General features: G+C 38.6%; 24 protein-coding genes. 22 read left to right on the top strand and 2 right to left on the bottom strand.

Annotated features, from left to right (window positions below; translation table 11 throughout):
* Positions 1–47: 47 nt before the first annotated feature.
* From ACFWE9_RS18815 to ACFWE9_RS18770, 10 genes are all read left to right on the top strand, one after another.
* Positions 48–191, top strand: coding sequence for a YezD family protein (locus ACFWE9_RS18815; protein ID WP_230155811.1), 144 nt, complete (start codon positions 48–50; stop codon positions 189–191).
* 186 nt (positions 192–377) lie between these two features.
* Positions 378–1,082 carry a phosphoadenylyl-sulfate reductase gene (locus ACFWE9_RS18810; protein ID WP_377358134.1) on the top strand — a complete coding sequence of 235 codons (705 nt, stop codon included), beginning with the start codon at positions 378–380 and terminating at the stop codon, positions 1,080–1,082.
* Positions 1,083–1,111: 29 nt separating this feature from the next.
* Positions 1,112–2,260 (top strand): sulfate adenylyltransferase, encoded by a 1,149-nt coding sequence (gene sat, locus ACFWE9_RS18805; protein WP_230155815.1) that lies wholly within the window; start codon positions 1,112–1,114, stop codon positions 2,258–2,260.
* A 41-nt stretch (positions 2,261–2,301) separates the two neighbouring features.
* Positions 2,302–2,901 (top strand): adenylyl-sulfate kinase, encoded by a 600-nt coding sequence (gene cysC, locus ACFWE9_RS18800; RefSeq protein ID WP_230155817.1) that lies wholly within the window; start codon positions 2,302–2,304, stop codon positions 2,899–2,901.
* Positions 2,902–2,917: 16 nt separating this feature from the next.
* Positions 2,918–4,543, top strand: a complete 1,626-nt coding sequence (locus ACFWE9_RS18795) for a nitrite/sulfite reductase (RefSeq protein ID WP_230155820.1) — start codon at positions 2,918–2,920, stop codon at positions 4,541–4,543.
* A 17-nt stretch (positions 4,544–4,560) separates the two neighbouring features.
* Positions 4,561–4,776 carry a DUF3906 family protein gene (locus tag ACFWE9_RS18790; protein WP_230155822.1) on the top strand — a complete coding sequence of 72 codons (216 nt, stop codon included), beginning with the start codon at positions 4,561–4,563 and terminating at the stop codon, positions 4,774–4,776.
* Positions 4,777–4,795: 19 nt separating this feature from the next.
* Complete coding sequence (cobA, locus tag ACFWE9_RS18785) at positions 4,796–5,572, top strand: uroporphyrinogen-III C-methyltransferase (protein WP_230155826.1); 777 nt, start codon at positions 4,796–4,798, stop codon at positions 5,570–5,572.
* Positions 5,572–6,333, top strand: a complete 762-nt coding sequence (locus tag ACFWE9_RS18780; protein WP_230155828.1) for a sirohydrochlorin chelatase — start codon at positions 5,572–5,574, stop codon at positions 6,331–6,333. Before cobA ends, ACFWE9_RS18780 begins: the two co-directional genes overlap by 1 nt.
* On the top strand, positions 6,314–6,928 hold the full coding sequence (locus ACFWE9_RS18775; RefSeq protein ID WP_230155830.1) for an NAD(P)-binding protein: 615 nt from the start codon (positions 6,314–6,316) through the stop codon (positions 6,926–6,928). The genes ACFWE9_RS18780 and ACFWE9_RS18775 overlap by 20 nt, the downstream gene beginning before the upstream one ends.
* Positions 6,929–7,099: 171 nt before the next feature.
* On the top strand, positions 7,100–7,999 hold the full coding sequence (locus ACFWE9_RS18770) for a sulfite exporter TauE/SafE family protein (protein ID WP_230155832.1): 900 nt from the start codon (positions 7,100–7,102) through the stop codon (positions 7,997–7,999).
* Positions 8,000–8,321: 322 nt separating this feature from the next.
* Here ACFWE9_RS18770 and ACFWE9_RS18765 read toward each other — a convergent pair whose 3' ends face one another.
* Positions 8,322–9,467 carry a glycosyltransferase gene (locus tag ACFWE9_RS18765; protein WP_230155837.1) on the bottom strand — a complete coding sequence of 382 codons (1,146 nt, stop codon included), beginning with the start codon at positions 9,465–9,467 and terminating at the stop codon, positions 8,322–8,324.
* A 617-nt stretch (positions 9,468–10,084) separates the two neighbouring features.
* On the opposite strand from ACFWE9_RS18765, the gene ACFWE9_RS18760 reads away from it, so the two are divergent.
* The 12 genes from ACFWE9_RS18760 (at position 10,085) to ACFWE9_RS18705 (ending at position 22,496) form a co-directional block, all read left to right on the top strand.
* Positions 10,085–10,405, top strand: coding sequence for a DUF2642 domain-containing protein (locus tag ACFWE9_RS18760; RefSeq protein WP_230155839.1), 321 nt, complete (start codon positions 10,085–10,087; stop codon positions 10,403–10,405).
* Positions 10,406–10,418: 13 nt separating this feature from the next.
* On the top strand, positions 10,419–10,634 hold the full coding sequence (locus ACFWE9_RS18755; protein WP_230155841.1) for an LSm family protein: 216 nt from the start codon (positions 10,419–10,421) through the stop codon (positions 10,632–10,634).
* 199 nt (positions 10,635–10,833) lie between these two features.
* A complete protein-coding gene (locus ACFWE9_RS18750; protein ID WP_230155844.1) occupies positions 10,834–11,352 on the top strand; it encodes a mismatch-specific DNA-glycosylase in 519 nt (172 codons plus the stop codon).
* A 969-nt stretch (positions 11,353–12,321) separates the two neighbouring features.
* Complete coding sequence (locus tag ACFWE9_RS18745; RefSeq protein WP_230155846.1) at positions 12,322–13,335, top strand: glycoside hydrolase family 15 protein; 1,014 nt, start codon at positions 12,322–12,324, stop codon at positions 13,333–13,335.
* 246 nt (positions 13,336–13,581) lie between these two features.
* Positions 13,582–15,522 (top strand): 1,4-alpha-glucan branching protein GlgB, encoded by a 1,941-nt coding sequence (glgB, locus tag ACFWE9_RS18740; protein ID WP_230155848.1) that lies wholly within the window; start codon positions 13,582–13,584, stop codon positions 15,520–15,522.
* Positions 15,522–16,688, top strand: a complete 1,167-nt coding sequence (locus ACFWE9_RS18735) for a glucose-1-phosphate adenylyltransferase (protein WP_290370516.1) — start codon at positions 15,522–15,524, stop codon at positions 16,686–16,688. The genes glgB and ACFWE9_RS18735 overlap by 1 nt, the downstream gene beginning before the upstream one ends.
* Before the next feature lie 17 nt (positions 16,689–16,705).
* Complete coding sequence (gene glgD / locus ACFWE9_RS18730; protein WP_230155850.1) at positions 16,706–17,812, top strand: glucose-1-phosphate adenylyltransferase subunit GlgD; 1,107 nt, start codon at positions 16,706–16,708, stop codon at positions 17,810–17,812.
* 16 nt (positions 17,813–17,828) lie between these two features.
* Complete coding sequence (gene glgA / locus ACFWE9_RS18725) at positions 17,829–19,265, top strand: glycogen synthase GlgA (RefSeq protein WP_230155852.1); 1,437 nt, start codon at positions 17,829–17,831, stop codon at positions 19,263–19,265.
* 128 nt (positions 19,266–19,393) lie between these two features.
* A complete protein-coding gene (cls, locus tag ACFWE9_RS18720) occupies positions 19,394–20,899 on the top strand; it encodes a cardiolipin synthase (protein WP_377358128.1) in 1,506 nt (501 codons plus the stop codon).
* A 78-nt stretch (positions 20,900–20,977) separates the two neighbouring features.
* Positions 20,978–21,733 carry an exodeoxyribonuclease III gene (locus ACFWE9_RS18715; RefSeq protein ID WP_230155855.1) on the top strand — a complete coding sequence of 252 codons (756 nt, stop codon included), beginning with the start codon at positions 20,978–20,980 and terminating at the stop codon, positions 21,731–21,733.
* Between the two features lie 64 nt (positions 21,734–21,797).
* Positions 21,798–22,202 (top strand): cytosolic protein, encoded by a 405-nt coding sequence (locus ACFWE9_RS18710; RefSeq protein WP_230155856.1) that lies wholly within the window; start codon positions 21,798–21,800, stop codon positions 22,200–22,202.
* 15 nt (positions 22,203–22,217) lie between these two features.
* Positions 22,218–22,496 carry an HNH endonuclease gene (locus tag ACFWE9_RS18705; RefSeq protein ID WP_230155857.1) on the top strand — a complete coding sequence of 93 codons (279 nt, stop codon included), beginning with the start codon at positions 22,218–22,220 and terminating at the stop codon, positions 22,494–22,496.
* A 32-nt stretch (positions 22,497–22,528) separates the two neighbouring features.
* Here ACFWE9_RS18705 and ACFWE9_RS18700 read toward each other — a convergent pair whose 3' ends face one another.
* Positions 22,529–23,050: a DUF2179 domain-containing protein gene (locus ACFWE9_RS18700; protein ID WP_063233682.1), complete on the bottom strand. Its 522-nt coding sequence runs from the start codon at positions 23,048–23,050 to the stop codon at positions 22,529–22,531.
* Positions 23,051–23,170 lie beyond the last annotated feature (120 nt).

Raw genomic sequence — 23,170 nt, 5'->3', positions numbered from 1 at the left:
GGCGGTGAAATAAATGATTCGCGGATTTTCTTAAAGGAGGAACAGGTTTGGAAAAAGAGAATCAGCTTGAAGAAATATTTGAACGACTTCAAGAAATGCTTCAGTCAATGAAATATGGGTCCATTACACTTATTGTCCAGGATGGTAAAATCATTCAAATGGAAAGAAATGAAAAGCTGAGAATTAAATAAGGTATCTGCTGACTAGAAAAACTAGAGGCGTGTTTAACTAATATAAAGAGAGTATTGGTTAAATTCGTCTCTTTTTCCTAGAGTCATATAAACTTGAGAAAATTACAGCGGATATTGATCACCAGTTACTCTAGCCAGTGAAACATACTGCAAGTTTTAGAGGGGGCAATAAAGTTGGCTGCATTAATAAACTATGAAAATTTCAACACTGAAGTTTTACCTGCTTTTCCTGAAGAAAGTGAGACAAAAGGAGCATTAGAAGTTCTGCAATGGGCAAATGAACAATATGGCAATAAACTCATATATGCATGTAGCTTTGGAATTGAAGGCATAGTGCTTACGGATTTATTGGCAAAGGTCAATCCTTCGGCAAAGATTGTTTTCCTGGATACCGATGTTCATTTTGAGGAAACTTACCAATTGATCGACCAAGTGAAAAAGCGGTATCCAAAGCTTTCTATAGAAATGAAGAAACCTGCTTTGACGCTTGAGGAACAAGCAGCGGAATATGGCGATGAATTATGGGTTAATGATTCCAACAAGTGTTGCAATATCCGTAAAATCATCCCGCTTACCGATGTGCTCTCAACGGCGACAGCTTGGCTTTCAGGACTGAGGCGGGAGCAATCAGAAACAAGGGCTCTTACCGAGTATGTCAATAAAGATAATAAATTCAAGTCAGTTAAAATATGTCCACTCATTCATTGGACATGGAAAGATGTTTGGCGTTATGCACACAAAAATGGACTTCCATATAATATCCTACATGATAATGGATATCCGAGCATTGGCTGTAAAACGTGTACGGCACCTGCCTTCAATGCAGATGATTTACGCTCTGGCCGTTGGCAAGGGGCTCAAAAAACAGAATGCGGATTGCATTTATCTTAAATAAATAGAAACCATAGGGGGAAATTAGCATGACAACCAGTTTACCGCACGGAGGAACATTAATCGATCTTTGGGAACCAAAATATGATTTTAGTAAAATAACAAATTCAATCGAAATTGATGAAATTGCTTTAAGTGATCTTGAATTGATAGGCACTGGTGCCTACAGTCCGATTAAAGGTTTTTTCACAAAAAGTGACTATGAGGCAGTTGTCAAAGATATGAGGCTTAGTAGCGGTCATGTATGGAGCATCCCGATTACACTGCCGTTAACCGAAGAATCTGCAAAAACAATCACGATCGGAGAAGAAGTAAAGTTGAATCATGAAGGTGAAACATACGGAGTTCTCCTTGTTTCTGATATTTTCACACCTGATAAACAATTGGAAGCGACATTAGTATATCAAACGGATGATGAGAAGCATCCAGGTGTGAAAAATTTATATAACCGCGGAAATGTATATGTCGGTGGAGAGATAAAATTGGTTAAGAGAATCGAGCGTCCGTTATTTCAAGATCATTATTTGGATCCTGTTGAGACAAGGAAAGCTTTTGCAGAAAAAGGTTGGGAAACGGTTGTTGGATTCCAAACGAGGAACCCTGTTCACCGTGCACATGAATATATACAAAAGACAGCACTGGAGATTGTCGACGGTTTATTCTTGAATCCTCTTGTAGGTGCCACCAAATCGGATGACATTCCAGCAGATGTACGAATGGAGAGCTATAAAGTTCTGCTTGAAAAATATTATCCTAAGGATCGCGTCTCCCTTGCCGTTTTCCCTGCTGCAATGCGTTATGCAGGACCAAGGGAAGCCATTTTCCATGCGATGGTCCGTAAAAATTATGGTTGCACCCATTTTATTGTCGGACGTGATCATGCAGGTGTGGGCGATTATTATGGCACATATGATGCTCAAAAAATCTTTGGGAATTTTAACGCTGATGAGTTAGGGATCACGCTATTATTCTTTGAACATAGTTTTTATTGTAAAGCATGTGGCAATATGGCTTCTGCTAAAACTTGTCCGCATGGCAAGGAAGACCATGTTATCCTCTCCGGTACGAAGGTTAGGGAAATGTTACGTAATGGTGAAATTCCTCCAGTTACCTTTAGTCGTAAAGAAGTAATCGAGGTATTGATCGAGGGTTTAAAGAAGAATGAAGTTTTTAACTAAAGCGTTTCAAAATGAAGGAATGAAGTAAGAGGGGGATCATAATGAATAAAAATACTAACATAACTTGGCATGAATCGACATTGACCAAGGAACTTCGCCGAAAACAGAACGGACATGAGAGTACTGTTCTATGGTTTACGGGACTATCTGGGTCAGGAAAATCAACGATTGCGAATGCAGTGGCTAAGGAGTTATATAACCGGAATATTAGAAGTTATGTTTTGGATGGGGATAATATCCGTCATGGTTTAAATAAAGATTTGGGTTTTTCTGAAGAGGATCGAACAGAAAATATTAGGCGGATCGGTGAGGTTTCCAAGCTATTCGTGGATAGTGGGCAGTTCGTATTGACCGCTTTTATATCGCCTTTTCGGGCAGATCGCCAGATTGTGCGTGATTTACTTGAAGACGGGGAGTTTATTGAAGTATACATAAAGTGCCCAATCGAAGAGTGTGAAGTTCGGGATCCTAAAGGTCTTTATGACAAGGCTCGTAAGGGTATCATTAAAGACTTTACTGGAATCGATTCTCCGTACGAAGAACCTGTACAACCGGAAATCGTTTTAGAATCCGACCAATACAGCATTGAAGAGTGCGTTGAACAGGTCATTGGTTATTTGACAGCAAAGAGAGCGATTTAATCAAGGAGGAAATGTAATGGTTTATGAGAAGTTTTGGTCGGAAAATCCACTAATCGCTAAAAATAAAACGGAAATCTGGAAATTGGAAAAAGACGGATTGAAGATATTTGATGATATTCCACATTACGCTGCAAATGGTTTTGAATCCATCCCTAAAGAGAATTGGGATATGTTCAAGTGGGCAGGTCTTTACTTGCAACGCCCAAAAGAAGCTGGTTATTGGATGATGCGTGTCGTTATTCCCGGGGGAATCCTTTCTTATGATCAACAAATCACACTAGCTAACATCGCCAAAGATTATGGGAGGGATGTATATGACATTACAACCCGTCAAGCCATTCAATTCCACTGGCTGACCATCGAACAAGTCCCGGATATCTTAAATCGTTTGGAAAAGGTTGGAATGACTACGGCTGGTGCTTGTGGAGATATTACACGTAATATTATCGGGAATGCATTAGCTGGTCTCGATCGTGACGAACTTTTTGATACACGTGATGTCCTTTATGATGTATTTGAATATTTCCGCCTTAACGAAGACTATTCAAACCTTCCAAGGAAATATAAAATGTCCATTAGTGCTAATATTCACAATGCTTCCAATGCCGAAATCAACTGTGTCTCTTTCAATCCAGCTACTAAAGTAATTGATGGAGTAACGGAAGTAGGTTTTCACGTAAAAGTAGGAGGCGGGCTATCCTCCGTTCCGATGCTGGCAGAAGAACTTGATTTATTCATTTTACCTGAAAAAACAGTCGAAGTGGCGGCCGCCATCACGACGATATTCCGTGACTTTGGGTACCGTGAAAAACGGCATCGCTCGCGATTGAAATTTCTTGTAGCTGACTGGGGTCCTGAAAAATTCAAGGAAAAATTGCTGGAATACACCGGTCCGCTTCCTGAAAAGGGAGAAAGTGCAGTAAAGGGGTGGAATGCAGGTTATTTCTACGGCATCCATAAACAAAAGCAAGAAGGACTCAACTATGTTGGAGTCAATATTCCAGTTGGCCGTCTAACTCCAGACGAAGTGATTGAGTTTGCAGAACTTGCTAAAAAATATGGTAATGGTGAAATCCGCAACTGTAATTCTCAAAATCTAATTATTCCAAATGTGCCGGATGCAAAACTTGAGGAATTGAAACAGGAACCCATCTTTGAAAGATTTCCTTATCAACCAAAAAAATTCATTGGTTATTCCGTATCTTGTACAGGCATCGAGTATTGTAACCTGGCACTCGTCGAAACAAAAAACAGAATGAGGACCATTTCTGAAACACTTGATGAGGAAATCGATCTGGATGTACCAGTAAGGATGCATATGGTAGGTTGTCCTAATAACTGTGGTCAAAGAGCGATTGCCGAAATAGGACTGCAAGGCATAAAAATGAAAAACCAGGAAAAACAGATGGTGGAAGCTTTTGAGATATACATCGGCGGTACCCTGAATGAGGGCGGGAAGTTCAATGAAAAACTTAAAGGGAAAGTGGAGGCTGAACAACTCTATTATGTTCTGAAAGAACTTATCCTATTTTTCAAAGAAACAAAGCTCCTTTCCGAAACCTTCCTTGATTTTGTGGAAAGGGTAGGGAAAACAGAGTTACAAAGCAAGCTTGATGATATATTAGAAGAAGTGGCCGTCTAAGGGAAGGTAAGCTATTTATGAATCTATATCGTTTTGAAGTCACGATCAAGGAAGAACCAATCCATGTCATCATTGTCGCTGATTCAGATGAACAGGCGTTTCAGCTTGTTGATATTGAGCTGGAAAAGCATTATTTGAAAATGCCGGAAGTTGATGATATTTCTTTATACGAAAAAAAGAAAATTAAAAATGGAGCAGGTTTCGTTTTAGCGGAATTCGAAACAATTCTCTAAGGGAGGGCAGGTTGCAAAAATGGGAAAAGTCTATCTAGTAGGAGCCGGTCCCGGAGATCCAGATTTAATTACATTAAAAGGATTAAAATGTATTCAAGAAGCTGATGTCATTTTATATGATCGACTTGTCAATAAAGAACTACTAAATTATGCAAAAGACGGTGTGGAATTGATTAATTGTGGTAAACTGCCAAATTATCATTTGTTGCAGCAAGAAACGATCAATCGATTCTTAGTCAAATTTGCAAAAAAAGGAAAAGTAGTCACCCGCTTGAAAGGTGGCGATCCATTTGTCTTTGGACGCGGTGGAGAGGAAGCGGAAGCCCTTGCCAAAAGTGGTGTGAGCTTTGAAATCGTACCAGGAATTACGGCTGGAATTGCTGCTTCCGCCTATGCAGGAATTCCAGTCACCCATAGAGATCACGCTTCATCCTTCGCGATTGTTACCGGTCATCGGAAAAAGGATGAAGAGGATAATATCAAGTGGGAGTCCCTGGCAAAAGGGATTGATACATTAGCCATTTACATGGGAGTAAAAAACCTGCCATATATTCAAGGGAAACTATTGGAGCATGGTAAAAGTCCAGAAACCCCTGTAGCTCTTATTCACTGGGGGACATTAAAAACGCAAAAAACGGCTGTCAGTACATTGGCTAAGGTAGTGGAAACGGCCAATGACGAACAGATTTCCAACCCTTGCATGATAGTAGTGGGCGATGTCGTTCATTTACGAGAAAAAATCAAATGGTTTGAAGCAAAACAAACCGAAAATTTGTTGGCAAATGAGGCCTATTAATGGAGGCCATTTTATATATTTGCCATGGCAGCCGTGTTAAAGAAGCTTCAGCCCAAGCCATTGATTTTATTAAAGTTTGTATGGAAGCACAGCCAAATGCCATTCAGGAGTATTGCTTTTTAGAAATGGAAACTCCTACGATCGAAGAAGCTTACGAAAGGTGTGTACAACAAGGTGCGACTAGAATCATTGCCATTCCAGTTCTATTGCTAACTGCTGTACATGCAAAATATGATATTCCGGTCATTTTGAACAAAATGAAACAACGGTATCCAAATGTAGTCTTGAAATACGGAAGACCCATAGGTGTCAGTGATAAAATGGTTGACATATTAGTGGAACGGTTGGAAGAAACAAATGAAAAGGTTACGGAGGATTCATTGGTTTTATTGGTTGGAAGGGGCAGCAGCGATCCCGATGTAAAACGGGATTTAGGTCAATTAGCGGATTTACTAAGGAGCAGGTTACCAAAAAGCAAAGTGGAAGAATGTTATCTGACCGCTGCATCACCAAGCTTTGCAGAAGCATTGGATATTGCAGAGAATTCTCAATCAAACCAAGTATTTATCATTCCGTATCTATTGTTTACCGGTATCTTAATGCAGTCCATCCAAAGCAATTTGAAAAAGATCCAGAAAAAGGGAGAACAACAAATCATACTTTGCCGTTATCTAGGTTATCATCCAATGATTGAACAAGCTATATCGGAACGAATTCATGAAGTGAGTGGGGAGGGAGCTTATGTATCCAATTACGCTTAATATTGAGAACAGAAAGTGTGTCATTATCGGCGGTGGTAAAATAGGTTACTTTAAAGCTGGCCCCTTATTAGAAGCTGGTGCTGAAGTGACCGTCGTAAGTCCCGAGGTATGCGAAGGATTTCAACGATTGGAAAAAGAAGGTAAGGTTCATGTTTTTCTTAAAGAAGTGGAAGAAAATGACTATAAAGATGCTTTTTTAATCATTGTTGCAACAGATTCTACTGAAGTTAATGAACTAGTGTATGAGAATGCATCCCAAAATCAATTGATCAACGTAATTAGTAATCATGAGCTGGGTAATTTTCATATACCAGCAACATTGAATAGAGGCATGCTTTCCATAAGCGTTTCTACCCAAGGTGCAAGTCCAGCTCTCGCAAAAAAAATCCGGAATGACTTAGGGGAAATGTATGATGAGTCATATGAAGAATATCTTGAATTTCTTTTCGAAGCAAGGATGATCATTAAAAAGGGTTCTTTTTCAAAAGAGGAAAAATCTAAGTTGTTGAAAGATTCCATAGAGGATATTTATAAATATTCCCATAAAGAAAGATATCGTTTTTTAGCCAGGCTTTTGCCAGTAGAAACTGAATAAAAATCATTGGGCTGATCAGAAAACTGAAGGCACCTAACCAACATGTGTTTTACATTGGTTAGGTGCCTTTTGTATCTGAATTGAAATCTGAATGTTCTTTTCAGGCAAACTGTAACCGCCATTCGGGTCTATGATATCAAGGTTCTATTTTAGTGGAAAAAGGGGAAGGTCATGAAAAAGTTAATTGTTTTAGCCTTTATCGGGTTTTTAGCCCAATTAATCGATGGTTCACTTGGAATGGGGTATGGAGTGAGTTCCACTTCCCTTTTGTTGACATTTGCGATTGCCCCTGCAGTAGCATCAGCATCTGTTCATTTATCGGAAGTCGTTACGACAGCTGTGTCAGGAGCATCACACATAAAGTTTGGGAACGTGGATAAGAACATGGTCTACCGTTTGGTCATTCCTGGTTCGGTAGGCGCTTTTGTAGGTGCATGTTTCCTGAGCAATCTGCCTGCCGAATTAGCTAAACCGTATATTGCCATATTTTTATTTGGTCTTGGGGTATACGTTTTGTTCCGCTTTTTATTTATTTTTAAACCGTCAAAGGAAAATGAAACTGTAAAACCATTAACAGCAAAACAATCCATTCCATTAGGACTTTTTGCAGGTTTTTGTGATGCAACAGGCGGAGGTGGTTGGGGCCCGATCGCAACGCCCGTTTTATTGTCGAAAAAAGGCATGACTGCTAGAAAAGCCGTAGGGACTGTAGATACGAGTGAATTTGCCATTGCTTTCTTCGGAAGTCTCGGTTTTATCATTTCTCTTGGATGGGAAGCGGTCAATTGGCTTTGGGTAGTAGCATTGATAATAGGTGGAGTGGTTGCCGCACCAATCGCAGCCTGGCTCGTCAGGATGCTTCCTGCTCAACTAATGGGTGTCTTAGTAGGTGGCTTCATTATATTAATCAATGTTCGAACACTTTTAACTGCATGGGTTCCGGTTGAATCCCATATATATATCTATACTGGTATTGTGATTTTTTGGATTTCGGGAATCCTTTTTACCATCAATAAGATGTCCACAGCAAAAAAACATGGTCATATCGAACAACAGCGGAATGCCTCCTAAAAACCGAGGTGGACAGTGGCAGCTTTTATGTAAATAATCATAGGTTCATAGAATACCTACGAGAAAAGTCATTTAATGAAAGGTTTGTAAGTGGGTTCCTAGATTCGTTTCATAGATAGAATCCCTATAGTTCCTAAGATAGAACATAGCAGTGTTATATCATATTGTTATTTTTCTCGCTTTTTGGCTGTCTTGATAATTGAGAGACGTCTGCGGCTAGTTTCTATGTAGCTTTATTCTCCTAATAAGGCATGAAAAGCTCCCCTATCCTAAAATCAGCTCAATTTTATCTATCCCATTTATGGAATATGCAGCAGGACCATTAGTTTATGGTCTGCTGCTGTTCAAATGATTGAATCGTACTTTCATATAATTCAATAAGCGGTAATATGTTTTTTTTACTATCGAATTGTTTTACTACCAACTTTCTTAAATCCTTTCCTGTTTGAACACCGATATTTGATTGATGAAGGTTGCGTAAGTCCTGATATAGAATGGCTTGGTTACATGTTTGTTTTGCCCCGTGATCCCCAAAGTAGCACTCCCACGCTTGTTGAAAATTATTCCTATTTACCGTTCCGAAGTAGCCGTGATTTCCACAAGAAATGATGGGCTTTTCGCATGCCATTGCTTCCAATGCCACTCTCCCCGTACCAACGACATAGTCAGCAAGTGCATAATAGTCCCTAACATTCTTTTGTTCCCCAGTGAAATGAATGAATTCCTCCTTACATGAAGATTGGATACTTGCTGCCATATTCTTAATATCCTTGAGTTGTCTCCCGTCACCGACGATGATTACATGGAGATTGGAAATATCGTTTAATTTTAAATCCCTGCAGGCTTTGATTAAAAGCATACAGATTTTTGCTTTATGACGAGTAATCCTACTGCAGTAAACAATTACTTTAGCGTTCAAAGGAATATTCATTTTTTTTCTTAATTCCAATGAAGGGGAAGGGGAAAAATCGATAGTATCAATTCCATTAGCAATCACTGATATATTCTTAGGGAAAAAAGGCTGAATATATTTTTTCACCGGCTCACTTACGGCAATCGCGGCATCTGTAAACTGTAAGACACTTCTAATCTCCCAATCAGGGAAGTATGTCCCGTGAAGTGTGAAAACGAACGGAATATTAGAGATTTTCGCTGCCTTGGCCGAGATGTGGCCGGAAGTAATCTGGTGACCGTGCACTAGTGTTATCTGTTCTTGACGTATTAAATCAACCAGCCCTTTTAACAATAGAGATTCCGTCTTTGACTTTATTGTTAATGCGGCAGGGAAATTCATGTGATGAATGGTACATCCCGTTTCACGTAATCGACTTATCATGCTTCCATTTCCAGTAAGTACCGCTGTGTATATCCCTCTAGACTGTAATTCCTTCACAAGACTTAACACATGCGTTTCCGTTCCACTTACATCCATTGTATCTAACACCATCAGAACTCTTGTGGCTTTCATGATATCTTTCCTATTAGGCAAAATTCGTCCGATTCATGAAATGAATGAACTTTAATTTGAGTTGAACTTTTTTTAATGAAGAATTTAGAGAGGGCATCTAGAACCATCCCATTTATCATGGCGCAACCATTATTACCGTCCGCATAATCTGTTTGAACAATGCTTTTGTAATCCTTTATTCGTCTATATGTCACCATTATCACCTCAACCGTATCATATTCAGTTCTTTAAGAATTGGACATGGTTTTGTAAAACCTTCAAATATAAATTCAAGTAATGAAAAAAAAGGTGGTTTAGTCCAAGCCAAAAAGATAAGTCATCAATATACTACTTTTGAAGCGATATAAGAAAGGCGCAGCAAAATTTCAAGATCCTCAAAGAAATCAAGTGACTCTAGTGGATCAAGGAATTCAAGAAGATCGAATCTAGGCAAAAATCCTAGCACAAATCCAGACCGAAAATTCATTTTTAGTCGGATCCATACCAGCATTCACATTTTCGATCGAGAATGAGTTCATTGCTGTATGAAAGAAAAGAAAGGGGGACCGAAAGGAAGATTAGAAAAAGAAATGCGAGCATTAAGGTAAAGAAATAACAATCAAAAAGGTGGTAAAAAAATGAGTAACGAGAAGCAAAGTGAGAAGCAAAGTGAGAAGCAATGTACAAACAATACCTCAGACTATCTCTTCTATAAATGGCTTGTTGAAAATGGGCGTCCGGGGAGACCTGGAACAGAGCCAACTGGTGAGTCGTATAATGATTTAAAAAGCGTTTTAAGAAAATTACTAGGAAGAACAGTAACGGTTTCCAATGACTTTGCCCCAGTGACTGGGATCTTAAGTGCTATTGAATCTGATTATATCGTAATTAGCGAAACCGCCGGAACTGTTGTATTTGTTCCATTAAGAGCAATCAATTCAGTTAGAGAGCCTATTTAAGGAGGAGAATGCATTGTTAGCTAGTATTTTTTATCGACAATTAAGACATTACATTGGGAACACGGTCACAGTGGCTACGAGCAGTGATTTATTTGAGGGAGTGTTACATGGGGTAACCAACCAAATCATTCGAATAACAGAATCGGCCCCAGGTTATGAAAGTGATTTGGATATTATTACTATCCCATTAGATCAAATAGAATTTGTACGCGTAGATAACGCACAATAATTTATAAGAAGAAGCAGCCATCTATCAGGTGGCTGTTTCTTTTGTTCGTTATTAGCCGATATTTCAATGGTTGTAGAATCCTAATCTGTGATTTTTTCTTGTATATAGTGTAAGGTACTGTGAAATGGCGGAAAAGGTAGTTAAATATTTTTCGGTTTTGTACAATAATTAGATAAGGGATTAGAAAAGGAGTAAAAAAATGAAAGGCATACCCGATCATATAAAAGAAAATTTGGAAATATTATTTGTTGGATTCAATCCAAGTATCCGGTCAGGAGAGACAGGCCATCATTATGCGAATCCTAACAACCGTTTTTGGAAAATCCTCTTCGAGTCCGGGCTGACACCAAGGAAATATCACCCGACTGAGGATTCTTCTTTACTGGATTTAGGTTATGGTTTTACAAATATCGTTTCCAGGCCTACAAAAGGTGCTGACGAAATCACAAAAGAAGAGTACATAAAAGGAAGGAAGCAATTAAAAAGGAAAATTGAAAAGTATGAACCTAAACTTGTCTGTTTCGTAGGCAAGGGTGTTTATCAGGAATATCGGCAATTACGAAAAATCGCATGGGGTCTGCAAGAAGATCCTTCATCAAAAAGGAGCATGGAATTCGTTGCCCCTTCATCCAGTGGATTAGTGAGAATGCGGATAGAAGAAATCATTGAAATATATAGGGAGATACCAATTCTGCTCCACAAATTGGAATCCCATTAACGAAATTTATTAAAAAATGAGATGGATCAGGATAAAGCTGAAAGGAAAAGCCATGGCATATCCTAGGTCATTATTTAGGTCACATTTAGCCCTCTCCAAGTCCATTTGCATTGGACTACGTTAAGAATACTTAGAAAATTGTCGATACATGCGATGCTTACTTTCGCTGCCATGAATGTAGCATGTAGACAAACTCGATAATAATGAGTTTGTCTACAGTTTTTTTGGGGGTTTTAAAATTTGACCGTTGATTTCCACTCCAGGCACTCGCTTTCCGCGGGCGGTCCGGGAGCCTCCTCGGCGCCCTGCGCCTGCGGGGTCTCCCGTAGACACGCTTTTCCCGCAGGAGTCTCGTACCTTCCGTTCCAATCAACTTTGTAATAACCGATAGATAGAACTCCTTTTTCCTACAAACTTGATAATAATTGATATTGCTATAGACCATTTGAGTGTTTGTAAAACTTGACCGTTGATTTCCGCTCCAGGCACTCGCTTTCCTCGGGTGGCCGGGGAGCCTCCTCGGAACCGTCACCCTTGGAGGCGTTTTCCCCGCAGGAGTCTTGCACACCCGTTCCAATCAACTTTGTTTTTACATAGTCCTTTTGTCTACAGTCTTTTTTGTTTTAAATAGATGCATTAGAACTTGAGGTGATGAAGGTGTAAAGAAATCAAAACGATAGAGCGTGAATTCGCAGATGCAAAAAAAAATCATTTTCATTAATTTAAAACAAGCTCCTATTTGAATCCGTTCAAATTGGCTAGGCATATAACGCTTTTTAATGAACATTGGAAGCTTGATTATCAAAAAAGGCAGTGATTACATAAACTAGGGTAAATGAACTTCTGAAACGTCAGTTTAGCTTAACTGAATTGAAAGCGCTTCTAATTTAAAATGAATGAACCAACGTTTAGAAAACGGCAGTCTGTCAACAATGGGAATAAGCAAGTAACTATGGAGGTGTTCAATTAATGAATGTAAATGGTGCCCTAGAGGTTCTTGATCGTATGCGGCTTCCTAATGGTGCGTACACTGCGAGCGTTTCCAATGATTATAATTATGTCTGGATAAGGGATGTCGTTTATACAGTACTGCCTTTTATAAATGACCCATCCAATCGTTATGAGAAGGCATATCACGCTTTATTCGACTTATTTCAATCCTATGAGTGGAAGATAGATATTCATACTGAACAGAAACCCCAATATCTATATGAATATATCCATGCCCGATATTCCCCTGAGCTAAAAGAACTGCCCGATGAGTGGGGGCATGCTCAAAATGATGCGGTAGGTGCCTTTTTATGGGGTGTTGGAGAAGGATACAGGCATGGGAAAAGGGTGATAAGAAATGAACGTGATTTACAAATCGTTCAAAAGTTGGTCAATTATTTAGAATGCCTGCAATATTGGCAGTCGGAAGATAACGGGATGTGGGAAGAAAATGTCGAAATTCACGCCTCAAGCATCGGTGCATGTGTTGCTGGTCTGAATTCAGTCAAAATGCTGGTCAACGTAAAGGAGGAACTAATTAAAAAGGGAGAAGAAACACTCCGTTTCCTACTTCCAAGAGAAAGTTCTTCAAAAGATACGGATTTAGCTCTTTTATCCTTAATTTATCCTTATCGACTCGTCGATCGTAATATAGCGCTTAAAATATTGAAGGATGTCACTGAGCGGCTTGAGAGAACGAGCGGCTGTATACGATATGAAAAGGACCTTTATTATAATGAAGGCCAAGAGGCGGAATGGTGTTTCGGGCTTCCGTGGTTGGGGTTATGCTATCATGAACTTGGTATGATGAACAAAGTAAAGGAATATATAGATAAAACGAAAATGATCATTCCAGAAAATTGGGAAGTCCCTGAGTTATATATTGGAGGCAGTAATATTCCTAACAGGAATACTCCCTTGGCATGGTCCGTCTCTTTATCTTATTTATTCTTAACGAAAACTCACATGATGCGCACCGAACAAGTAACATGAAGTATTCATACAGGAAAACGTAGAGCTCTTCCTAAAAAATAGGGAGAGCTTTTATTGAAATAACATTATTTTTACATAAAATGGTTATTTTTCTCGAAAAAATGTTTTAATTTTGAAAAAAACGGGCATTTATTACAATAACTTCTCCTCCATTGGAAGGATTAACATCATTTTCACCGAATATATATAATAACTGGGGAAGGATGGTTAAAATACTATCGAGTTCATATTTATGGAGGGGTTTTATTGGATACAATTATCGACCAGCTACAAGAGAACTGTCCAAGCGATTTCGATTTGTTTTTATTTCATGAAGGCACCCTTTATGAAAGTTATAAAATGCTTGGGGCACACATTGTAACATCATTAGGTAAAGAAGGAGTAAGATTCGCCGTTTGGGCCCCCCATGCCAAGCAAGTCTCAGTAGTCGGTAATTTTAATGATTGGGACGGAAAAGATCATGCGATGAAACGGATCGGGCGTTCAGGTATCTGGGTGTTGTTCGTACCAGAATTACAAGAAGGGGAACTTTATAAATACGAAATACATACACCTGGAAATAAACGTATCCTTAAAGCCGATCCATATGCCTTTTATTCGGAAGTCAGACCAAAAACAGCCTCGATCATTAAAAGGCTGGATAATTTTGAATGGCAAGATTCGAAGTGGATAGCGGATAGGAAAAAGGAAAATATTTATCATAAACCCATGTCCATTTATGAAGTGCACCCCGGAACATGGAAACAGACGGAAAGCGGTGAATTTTACTCATACCGTGATTTGGCTGATAGATTAGTTGATTATGTGATTGATAATAGTTTTACACACATAGAATTAATGGCCATAATGGAACACCCATTTGATAAATCTTGGGGATACCAGGTTACGGGCTATTATTCTGTAACTAGTCGTTACGGTTCACCGGAAGATTTTAAGTATTTGATTAACCTTTGCCACCAAAATGGTATAGGTGTCATCTTGGACTGGGTTCCAGCCCATTTTTGTAAAGACGATCATGGACTTTCCCGTTTTGATGGTACGCCACTTTATGAACCGATCGATCATAACAAGGCAGATCGGCCGTTATGGGGAACATATAACTTTGATTTCACCAAACCGGAAGTGATCAGTTTCCTAATATCGAATGTAATGTTTTGGATGGATGAATACCATATTGATGGGGTACGTGTCGATGCTGTATCGTCAATGGTTTATTTAAATCACGACAACCCTTTGCCGGTCAAGTTAAAAAACCAGTTTGGCGGTGAGGAAAATCTGGAGGCCATTCAATTCTTGCAAAAACTTAATGAAGTGGTTTTCAAGAAATATCCCAATGCATTAATGATGGCTGAAGAAGCAACAGATCGGCCACTTATCACTTCACCTACCGATATAGGCGGTCTAGGGTTTAATTATAAGTGGAATATGGGATGGACTAACGATATCCTGCGATATATGAAACTTGATACTGGGGAAAGGCCATATCACCATAGTCTCTTAACATTCTCATTTTTCTATGCTTTTTCAGAAAATTTTGTCTTACCCTTTTCACATGATGAAGTAGTTCATGGCAAGAGGTCGCTATTAAATAAGATGCCAGGTGACTATTGGCAGAAATTTGCGAATTTGCGTTTGCTCTTTGGATATTTCATGACGCATCCTGGAAAGAAGCTTCTCTTTATGGGCGGTGAATTTGGCCAGTTCATAGAATGGAAAGATGAGGAACAATTGGATTGGCTGCTTTTGGAATATGAATCTCATGAAAAACTGTCCTATTACTTCCGCACTCTACAGAAATTTTATAGAGAAACTTCCTCCTTGTGGAGACTTGATCATGTCCAGGAGGGTTTTGAATGGATAGATCCAAACAATAGTAGTCAGAGTATCATTACCTTTATGAGAAAAGGTAAACGCAAAGGCGATTATTGTATTGTGGTCTGTAATTTTTCTGCACAGACTCATACACATTATCAAATCGGTGTACCATCTCAGGGAAAATATATTGAGGTGTTCAATAGTGACTCAGCAGCTTTCGGAGGATCTGGTCAGGTCAATGAAGAACCCATTAATGTTAAAAAAGAAGCTTATCAAAATCAACCATTCAGTATGGAAATAACTGTACCTCCACTAGGCATTTCAATCTATATGAAGCAAACAAAAAAAAGACGGGGGAGAGTGAACGAATAGTGGGAGCGAAAAAATGGATAGCAATGTTATTGGCAGGAGGCCAGGGTTCAAGGTTAGGTGAATTAACCATTGGTTTGGCAAAACCAGCTGTTCCCTTTGGCGGTAAATATAGAATCATCGATTTTCCATTAAGTAACTGCACTCATTCTGGTATTGATACGGTTGGGGTACTGACCCAATATCAGCCATTAATTCTAAATGATTATGTTGGGAACGGTAAAGCTTGGGATTTGGATTTGGATGTTGGCGGAGTTTCCGTTCTTCCCCCTTATCAAGGGAAAGAAGGCGGTGAGTGGTATAAAGGGACGGCAAATGCCGTTTATCAAAATATTCAATACATTGATAACTATGATCCGGAGCATGTACTGATTCTCTCCGGTGACCATATTTATAAGATGGACTACAGTAAGATGCTGGATTATCATATCGAAAAAAATGCAGAGGCTACTATAGCTGTCATTCAAGTGCCATGGCAAGAAGCAAGTCGTTTTGGAATCATGAATACCAATGATGATGATAAGGTCACCCAATTCGATGAAAAACCAAAGTATCCAAAAAGCAACCTCGCTTCCATGGGTGTTTACCTTTTCAATTGGAAGACCCTAAGACGTTATTTAATAAACGATGAAAAAGATGCAACTTCTTCTAATGATTTCGGTAGCAATATCATTCCAAAAATGCTTGAAGATCGAAAAAAGCTATATGCCTATCGTTTTAATGATTATTGGAAAGATGTTGGTACGGTCGAGAGCCTTTGGCAGGCCCATATGGATTTATTGGAGGAAAAGCCAAACTTTCAGTTGGATGATCAGCAATGGAAAATTTTTGCCCGTAATGCAAATCATCCTCCGCAATATATTTCATCAGATGCTGAGGTTAGTCAGTCGCTTATCAATGAAGGGTGCATGATACATGGTAAGATTGAACATTCTGTTTTATCCTATAATGTACAGGTGGGCTATGGCTCAACCATAAAAGATTCAGTGATCATGCCTAATGTTACAATTGGTGAAAATGTTCATATAGAAAGAAGCATCATAGCCAGCAATTGCATTATTGAAAATGGTGCCGTAGTTGGTAATTCAGCGGTTACATCCGATATTACTTTAATCGGCGAAAATCAGACTATTATAAATCCAAACAAAAAAAAGATTACTCTTAACTAGAAAAAGGGGAAGATGCTATGGAAAATGTGTTGGGTATTATTAACTTAATCAATGAAAAACAACATTTAAAAGAGCTGACCGCTCACCGTAATGTAGCATCTGTGCCATTTGGTGGACGCTACCGTTTGATTGATTTTACGATGTCGAACTTCATAAATGCAGATGTATCAAAAGTAGCCGTTTTTCCAAAAGAAAAATATCTTTCAGTAATGGATCATCTAGGCTCAGGAAAAGAGTGGAACCTGGATCGGCGGTCAGGAGGATTACACATCTTGCCACCGATCCATCCGGATGAAAAAGTAACAGGCGATATGAAGCAATTCTATGATCACCTTAGCTTTTTCGAGCGGGCAGAGGCAGATACTGTCATCATTTCCCCTGGATGCCATGTGTGCAAATTGGATTTTAATGAAGTGCTTGATTACCATAAAAAACATAAAGCGGATATCACAGTCGTATATAAGGATTATGTAGGGGAGTTAATTGAAAAACCAATCTATAACACTTGCTCAGTAGATTCCGATGAGGATATCACGGACATTAGCTTTTATACCATTCCAAAACCTGGTGACCATGTTTGTTTAGAAACCTTTGTCATTAGTAAAGCCTTATTGGTGAACTTGATCAAAAGTTGTGTTGCCAGTGGAGAATATGACTTTTTGAAAGATGCTGTGAAAGCCAATCTCCATCGTTTTACAGTCAAAGGATACAATTTTACTGGAGATATGCCATTCATCCATTCCATTGAAAGTTTTCATTCCAGTAATATGAATTTCTTGAACCCTACCGTCATCCGTTCTTTCTTCGGTGATACATGGGATGTTTATACTAAGATCAAACATGAAGCACCGACAAAATATTCACGATCTTCGAAGGTTACCAATTCTTTGATAGCGAACGGTTGTGTTATTGAAGGAACTGTCGAAAACAGTATACTCTTCCGAGGGGTGAAGGTGAAAAAGGGCGCAATCATAAGAAATAGCATCATCATGCAAAAAGGTGAGATTGAAGAAGATGCTATCGTAGAAAATATCATAACTGATAAAGAAGTGAAAATTACGAGTGAAAAAACAGTCATTGGTTTGAATCAGCCAACTGTAATAAAAAAAGCGGAAGTAATTTAATAGAGGAGGTGCGGCAATGAACGTTGTATTTGCTGCTTCAGAATGCGCCCCTTTTATAAAAACGGGAGGGCTCGGAGACGTAATAGGCGCGCTCCCGAAAGCGCTAAAAAAACAGGGAGTCCATGTAAGTGTCATCCTACCAAAATATGGGGACCTTCCTGACCATTACAAACAAGAAATGAAGCATATGACGAGTATCGAAGTTCCAGTTGGCTGGCGCCAGCAATTTTGCGGAATAGAAAAACTTGTTGCAAATGGAATTACATATTACTTTTTGGATAATGAATATTATTTCAAAAGACATGGGAGTTATGGTTTTTTCGATGATGGCGAAAGATTCGCGTTCTTTTCCCGTGCGGTATTGGAGGCTTTACCCTATTTAGAAGAAAAGCCGGATATCATCCACTGTCATGATTGGCAAACCGGACTTGTCAGTGTATTACTGAAAGCCCATTATCACAATCATCCTTTCTACAAGGAGATTAAAACGATATTTACCATACATAATTTACGCTATCAAGGAGTTTATTCTAAATCTGTTTTAGCAGAATTACTGGATTTGAGTGAGCTATATTTTAATGTCGATGGTCTTGAATTCCATGGAAATGTCAGTTATTTGAAAGCAGGCTTAGCCTTCTCTAACATAGTCACAACTGTAAGCCAAAGTTATGCAGAAGAAATTCAAAGTCCCTATTTTGGGGAGAATTTGGATGGTTTTTTACGGAAAAGAAATGGTGACCTTAAAGGTATAATCAATGGAATTGATTATGATGAATATGATCCTGTCGCAGATGAATACCTTGCAGTTCCTTTCGATACCTATGAGGGGAAGATGGAGAATAAACGTCAGTTACAGGAATCGTTGAATCTTCCAGTCAATGATGGCATTCCGGTTATATCGATGGTGACCAGGCTAGTTGATCAAAAAGGAATAGACCTTATCCTCCATGTTTTCCATGAAATGATGAACCAAGGAATACAATTCATTCTTTTAGGAACTGGTGAAGAGCAATATGAATCAGCTTTTCGTCATTTAGCTGAGCAGTATCCAAATCAAGTTTCGGTAAATACATATTTTGATGAGGGTTTAGCTAGGCGCATATATGCAGGATCTGATTTATTTCTGATGCCATCGCAATTCGAACCGTGTGGCATTGGCCAACTTCTGGCGCTGCGTTATGGGACTCTTCCGTTGGTGAGAGAGACAGGCGGACTTCGTGATACAGTCATCCCCTATAATCAATTTACTGGTGAGGGGAATGGCTTCAGTTTTACGAATTATAATGCACATGATATGCTGCATTCAATTGAACAATCTGTTGGGCTGTACAAATTCCAGCCGAAGAGATGGAAGAAGCTGACCGAAAATGCAATGAAGTTGGACTTCAGTTGGACATCATCATCCTTAAAATATATGGAGCTATATGAAAGCTTGACTCCTGTATTGAAATGAAAACTGGATAGGCATTACACAAAGCACTTGCGAAAATAAGTCTTCGCGAGTGTTTTGTTTCTTTTACCATCAAATATGGGTATATGTATAGATATATATAAAATATTGCTGTGTAGGAGAATGAAAAGATGAAAAGAAGAAGAATGGAGTTCGTATTTTTATTTATTTTAATTGCTGCAGTGTATATGATCCTATTTACTGATGTTAGCTTCGACGTGAAGCTATTTTTTATTGGATTATATATTTTTGTTATGTTTATTACGATGTTTTCACTCATGCTGGAAAACAGATTTGCTCACGAAACGCTTTTATGGATGTATGTGCTTTTGTTTATTCCGGTATTTGGATATATGTTTTATCTATTTTCTGGTCAGCTCTATTTAAAGGGGTATTTGTTTCAAAGTAAAAGGAAAAAGGACCGGGAAGAATGGAAGAGTCTTGTCACGCATGTATCTTCACCAGATTTATCGTTCTTGAATAATCATCAGCAAACATTTGCCGATTTTGCCAAAAATGCATCTGAGACGACCATAAGTACATCATCGCAAACAGAAGTTTTGAAAAATGGCAATGAAACATTTACAGAAATCATTAAACAGTTAAAAAAGGCTGAAAAATTCATCCATATTGAATATTATATTTTTAGATCGGACAGGCTTGGAACGGAAATTATAGATATCCTGATTGAAAAAGCAAAAGATGGTGTGGAAGTTTTATTCATTTTTGATGCCGCCGGCAGTTTAAGCCTTTCAAATAATGAAGTTAAGCGAATGAAAAATGCAGGGATAAAAGCTTATCCATTTTCCCCTTTGAAACACGGTTTTTTCAATCAAAAGTTTAATTTTAGGAATCACCGAAAAATCATCATCGTTGATGGCAAAATTGGCTTTGTCGGCGGTTTGAACGTAGGTGAGGAGTATTTAGGAAGAAATAAAAACATTGGATTTTGGAGAGATACACACATGGTCCTTAAAGGGAAAGCTGTATATATGCTTCATACTGTTTTCCTTATGGATTGGGAATATGTCAGCGGAGAAGGTGTATTGCAAGAACGTCCGGAGATTAAAAACAAAATCGAAAAAGGTGATGGAGCTGTACAGGTTGTAGCAAGTGGACCGGATACACAACAGGGAATCATGAGTGATTTTTACTATTCGCTTATCACTAGTGCTACTGAATCAATCTGGATTGCAAGTCCATACTTCGTACCTAACCAAGCGATTAAAGCGGCAATCAAACATGCCGCGATAAAGGGGATACAAGTTAGACTTATGGTTCCGGCAGTAAATGATGGTTTTTTAACCCAATACGGAAGTCGTTCCTATTTCGGGGAGCTGCTTCAATTCGGTGTAGAGGTATACTCATATAAAAAAGGTTTTTTACATCAGAAGCTTATCATTGTTGATGGTGATACCGCTTCTATAGGGACGGCAAACATGGATATGAGGAGTTTTCATTTGAATTTCGAAGTGAATGTCTTTCTTATGGGAACACGTTCCATAGATGACCTTGTCAGCCATTACAAAGAGGATATGAAGGATTGCGACAAATTAGATCCAATCATGTATAACAATCGCGGGCTGCTTGAACGTTCAAAAGAATCATTTGCCAGGTTGTTTTCGAATGTACTCTAATGGGAAAAATTCAAGATCAATAGTATAGTTGATATGTAATGAAATCATTAGTTGGCTATAAGGAGAATTAGAGAGATTATGAAATTGGTTTCCTGGAATGTTAATGGAATTAGAGCGTGTGTTAAAAAAGGTTTTTTAGATTACTTTAAAGATGTGGATGCCGATATTTTTTGCCTTCAAGAAACTAAGCTACAAGAAGGACAAATTTCGCTTGAATTGGAAGGATATCATCAATATTGGAATTATGCATTGAAAAAAGGATATTCCGGTACAGCTATATTCACTAAGGAAAAACCACTTTCAGTGAAATATGGTGTAGGCGGGCAGGATGAGGAACCGGAGGGAAGAATCATAACCCTGGAGTTCGAGAAATTTTATATGGTGAATGTATACACACCGAATGCCAAAAGGGATTTATCGAGACTTGATTACCGGCTTGAATGGGAAGATGGGATGATTGATTACCTTAAAGGACTGGATAAGGTGAAGCCAGTTATCTTTTGTGGCGATTTAAATGTCGCACACCAGGAAATCGACTTGAAGAACCCAAAACCTAATATTGGGAATTCTGGTTTCACTACTGAGGAACGCGGGAAGATGTCTGAACTACTTGATGCAGGTTTTATCGATACGTTCCGCCATTTTTATCCGAACCAGGAAGGTGCCTATACTTGGTGGTCCTATATGAGTAAAGTAAGAGAGCGGAATATTGGGTGGAGAATCGATTATTTTATTGTTTCAAAACGTTTGTCTGATTCTCTAATAGAGTCTAACATTCACTGCGATATAATGGGCAGTGATCATTGCCCGGTTGTCTTGGAAACAAACCTTTAAAATCGAATAAATTCGTTTAAATGGGGATACTATTGGTTATCCATATTCAACAGGAGGTTAGATTATGAACACATTCATCGTGAGCTTTCATCAAGAAGATAATGTTGACACCATGCAAGTGCAAAAACTGACGGCAGCTGAGTTTGAAAAAACAACATCGCGTGGATTTCGCAGATTATTCGAACTGGATACAAATATTGGGTATTTCGTCTTTTTTGATGCAGAAGATGATGAGGGGGATTTATCTCATCTTGTTTTACAGTATGAAGAAGATAATCAAGATCCAAGTGATTGTTACTCCTTTTCTAAAAACGATTTTTATGAATTCATGGCCCTTTATTTACAAGGCATGGATGAAGATGAAGCGGAAGATGATAAAGATGAAGACAACGAAGAGTATGGGCCAATCCATCATCTTGCCCATTTGATGTTTCATATTGTTGAAGAAGGAAAATCCGTAAAGCCGTAACGGCCGTGTGATGAGATGAAAGGTACTTGTGAGCTTTGTAACAGGGATGAGATTGAATTAACCATTCATCATTTAACACCAAGAGAGGAAGGCGGCATCCATTTACCAATCGCCTATCTCTGTAAATCATGTCATAAACAGATTCACGCCTTGTACTCTAACCGAGAGCTATCCATCCGACTATATAACGTAGTTTTGCTAAAAGATGATGAATCATTAAAAAAATATGTAAAGTGGATTAAAAAGCAACCTGCAACGAAAGCAGTCAAGTTAAGAAAATCAAAAACCAAATAAAAGGCAAAAGCCCATGGCTTTTGCCTTTTATTTCAGCTTGCTTTATTTTTCAACCGGTCAAGTAAAAATCCGCCTTTAAAATAACGAGGTTCATATGAAATGATAAAGGCCTTAGGCTCAAACTTTTCAACGGTTGCTATCAATTCTTGTTCCCGGTTTCGTTTTGTCAAGATCTCCATCCGATAACGGTTGCTATCCCTGCCCTCGCCCGTATAAAGAGTGACGCCAAATCCGTTGTTCCTCAATGTATCAACTAACTGTTCATTTTTGGTTTGAGTATTAACGGTTACATTAATAAAACCAATAGCGAGTTTTTGCTCAATTTTCGTACCAAAAATTATTCCGATTCCAAAACCGACTGCATATACAACCATGGCGAGTATGCTTTGGTCACCGCCAAATACTAGGGATAAACCAAAAACGTATATTAACATTTCTGCGATACCCAGTATCGAGGCAAGTATGGTAATATTTTTTACTAAGAAAATGGTTCGCAGCGTGTAAATCGGAACATAAATAAGTTGCAATAGTAGAATCAGAAGTATTTCTTTCAATTTAGCACCTCACCAATATCTTCCAGTATTATTAGATGTTTCTTCTTGGGTATGTTCATTCCATAAGTAACATCTTCCATAATCTAACCACAAAATTATAGGAGAATTCAATGGGGAATA

It is taken from the genome of Peribacillus sp. NPDC060253 (assembly GCF_042727425.1).
In the GTDB taxonomy this organism is placed as follows: domain Bacteria; phylum Bacillota; class Bacilli; order Bacillales; family DSM-1321; genus Peribacillus.
The sequence above is the reverse complement of the archived record's forward strand: the minus strand, read 5'-3'. Positions and strand labels throughout refer to the sequence as shown.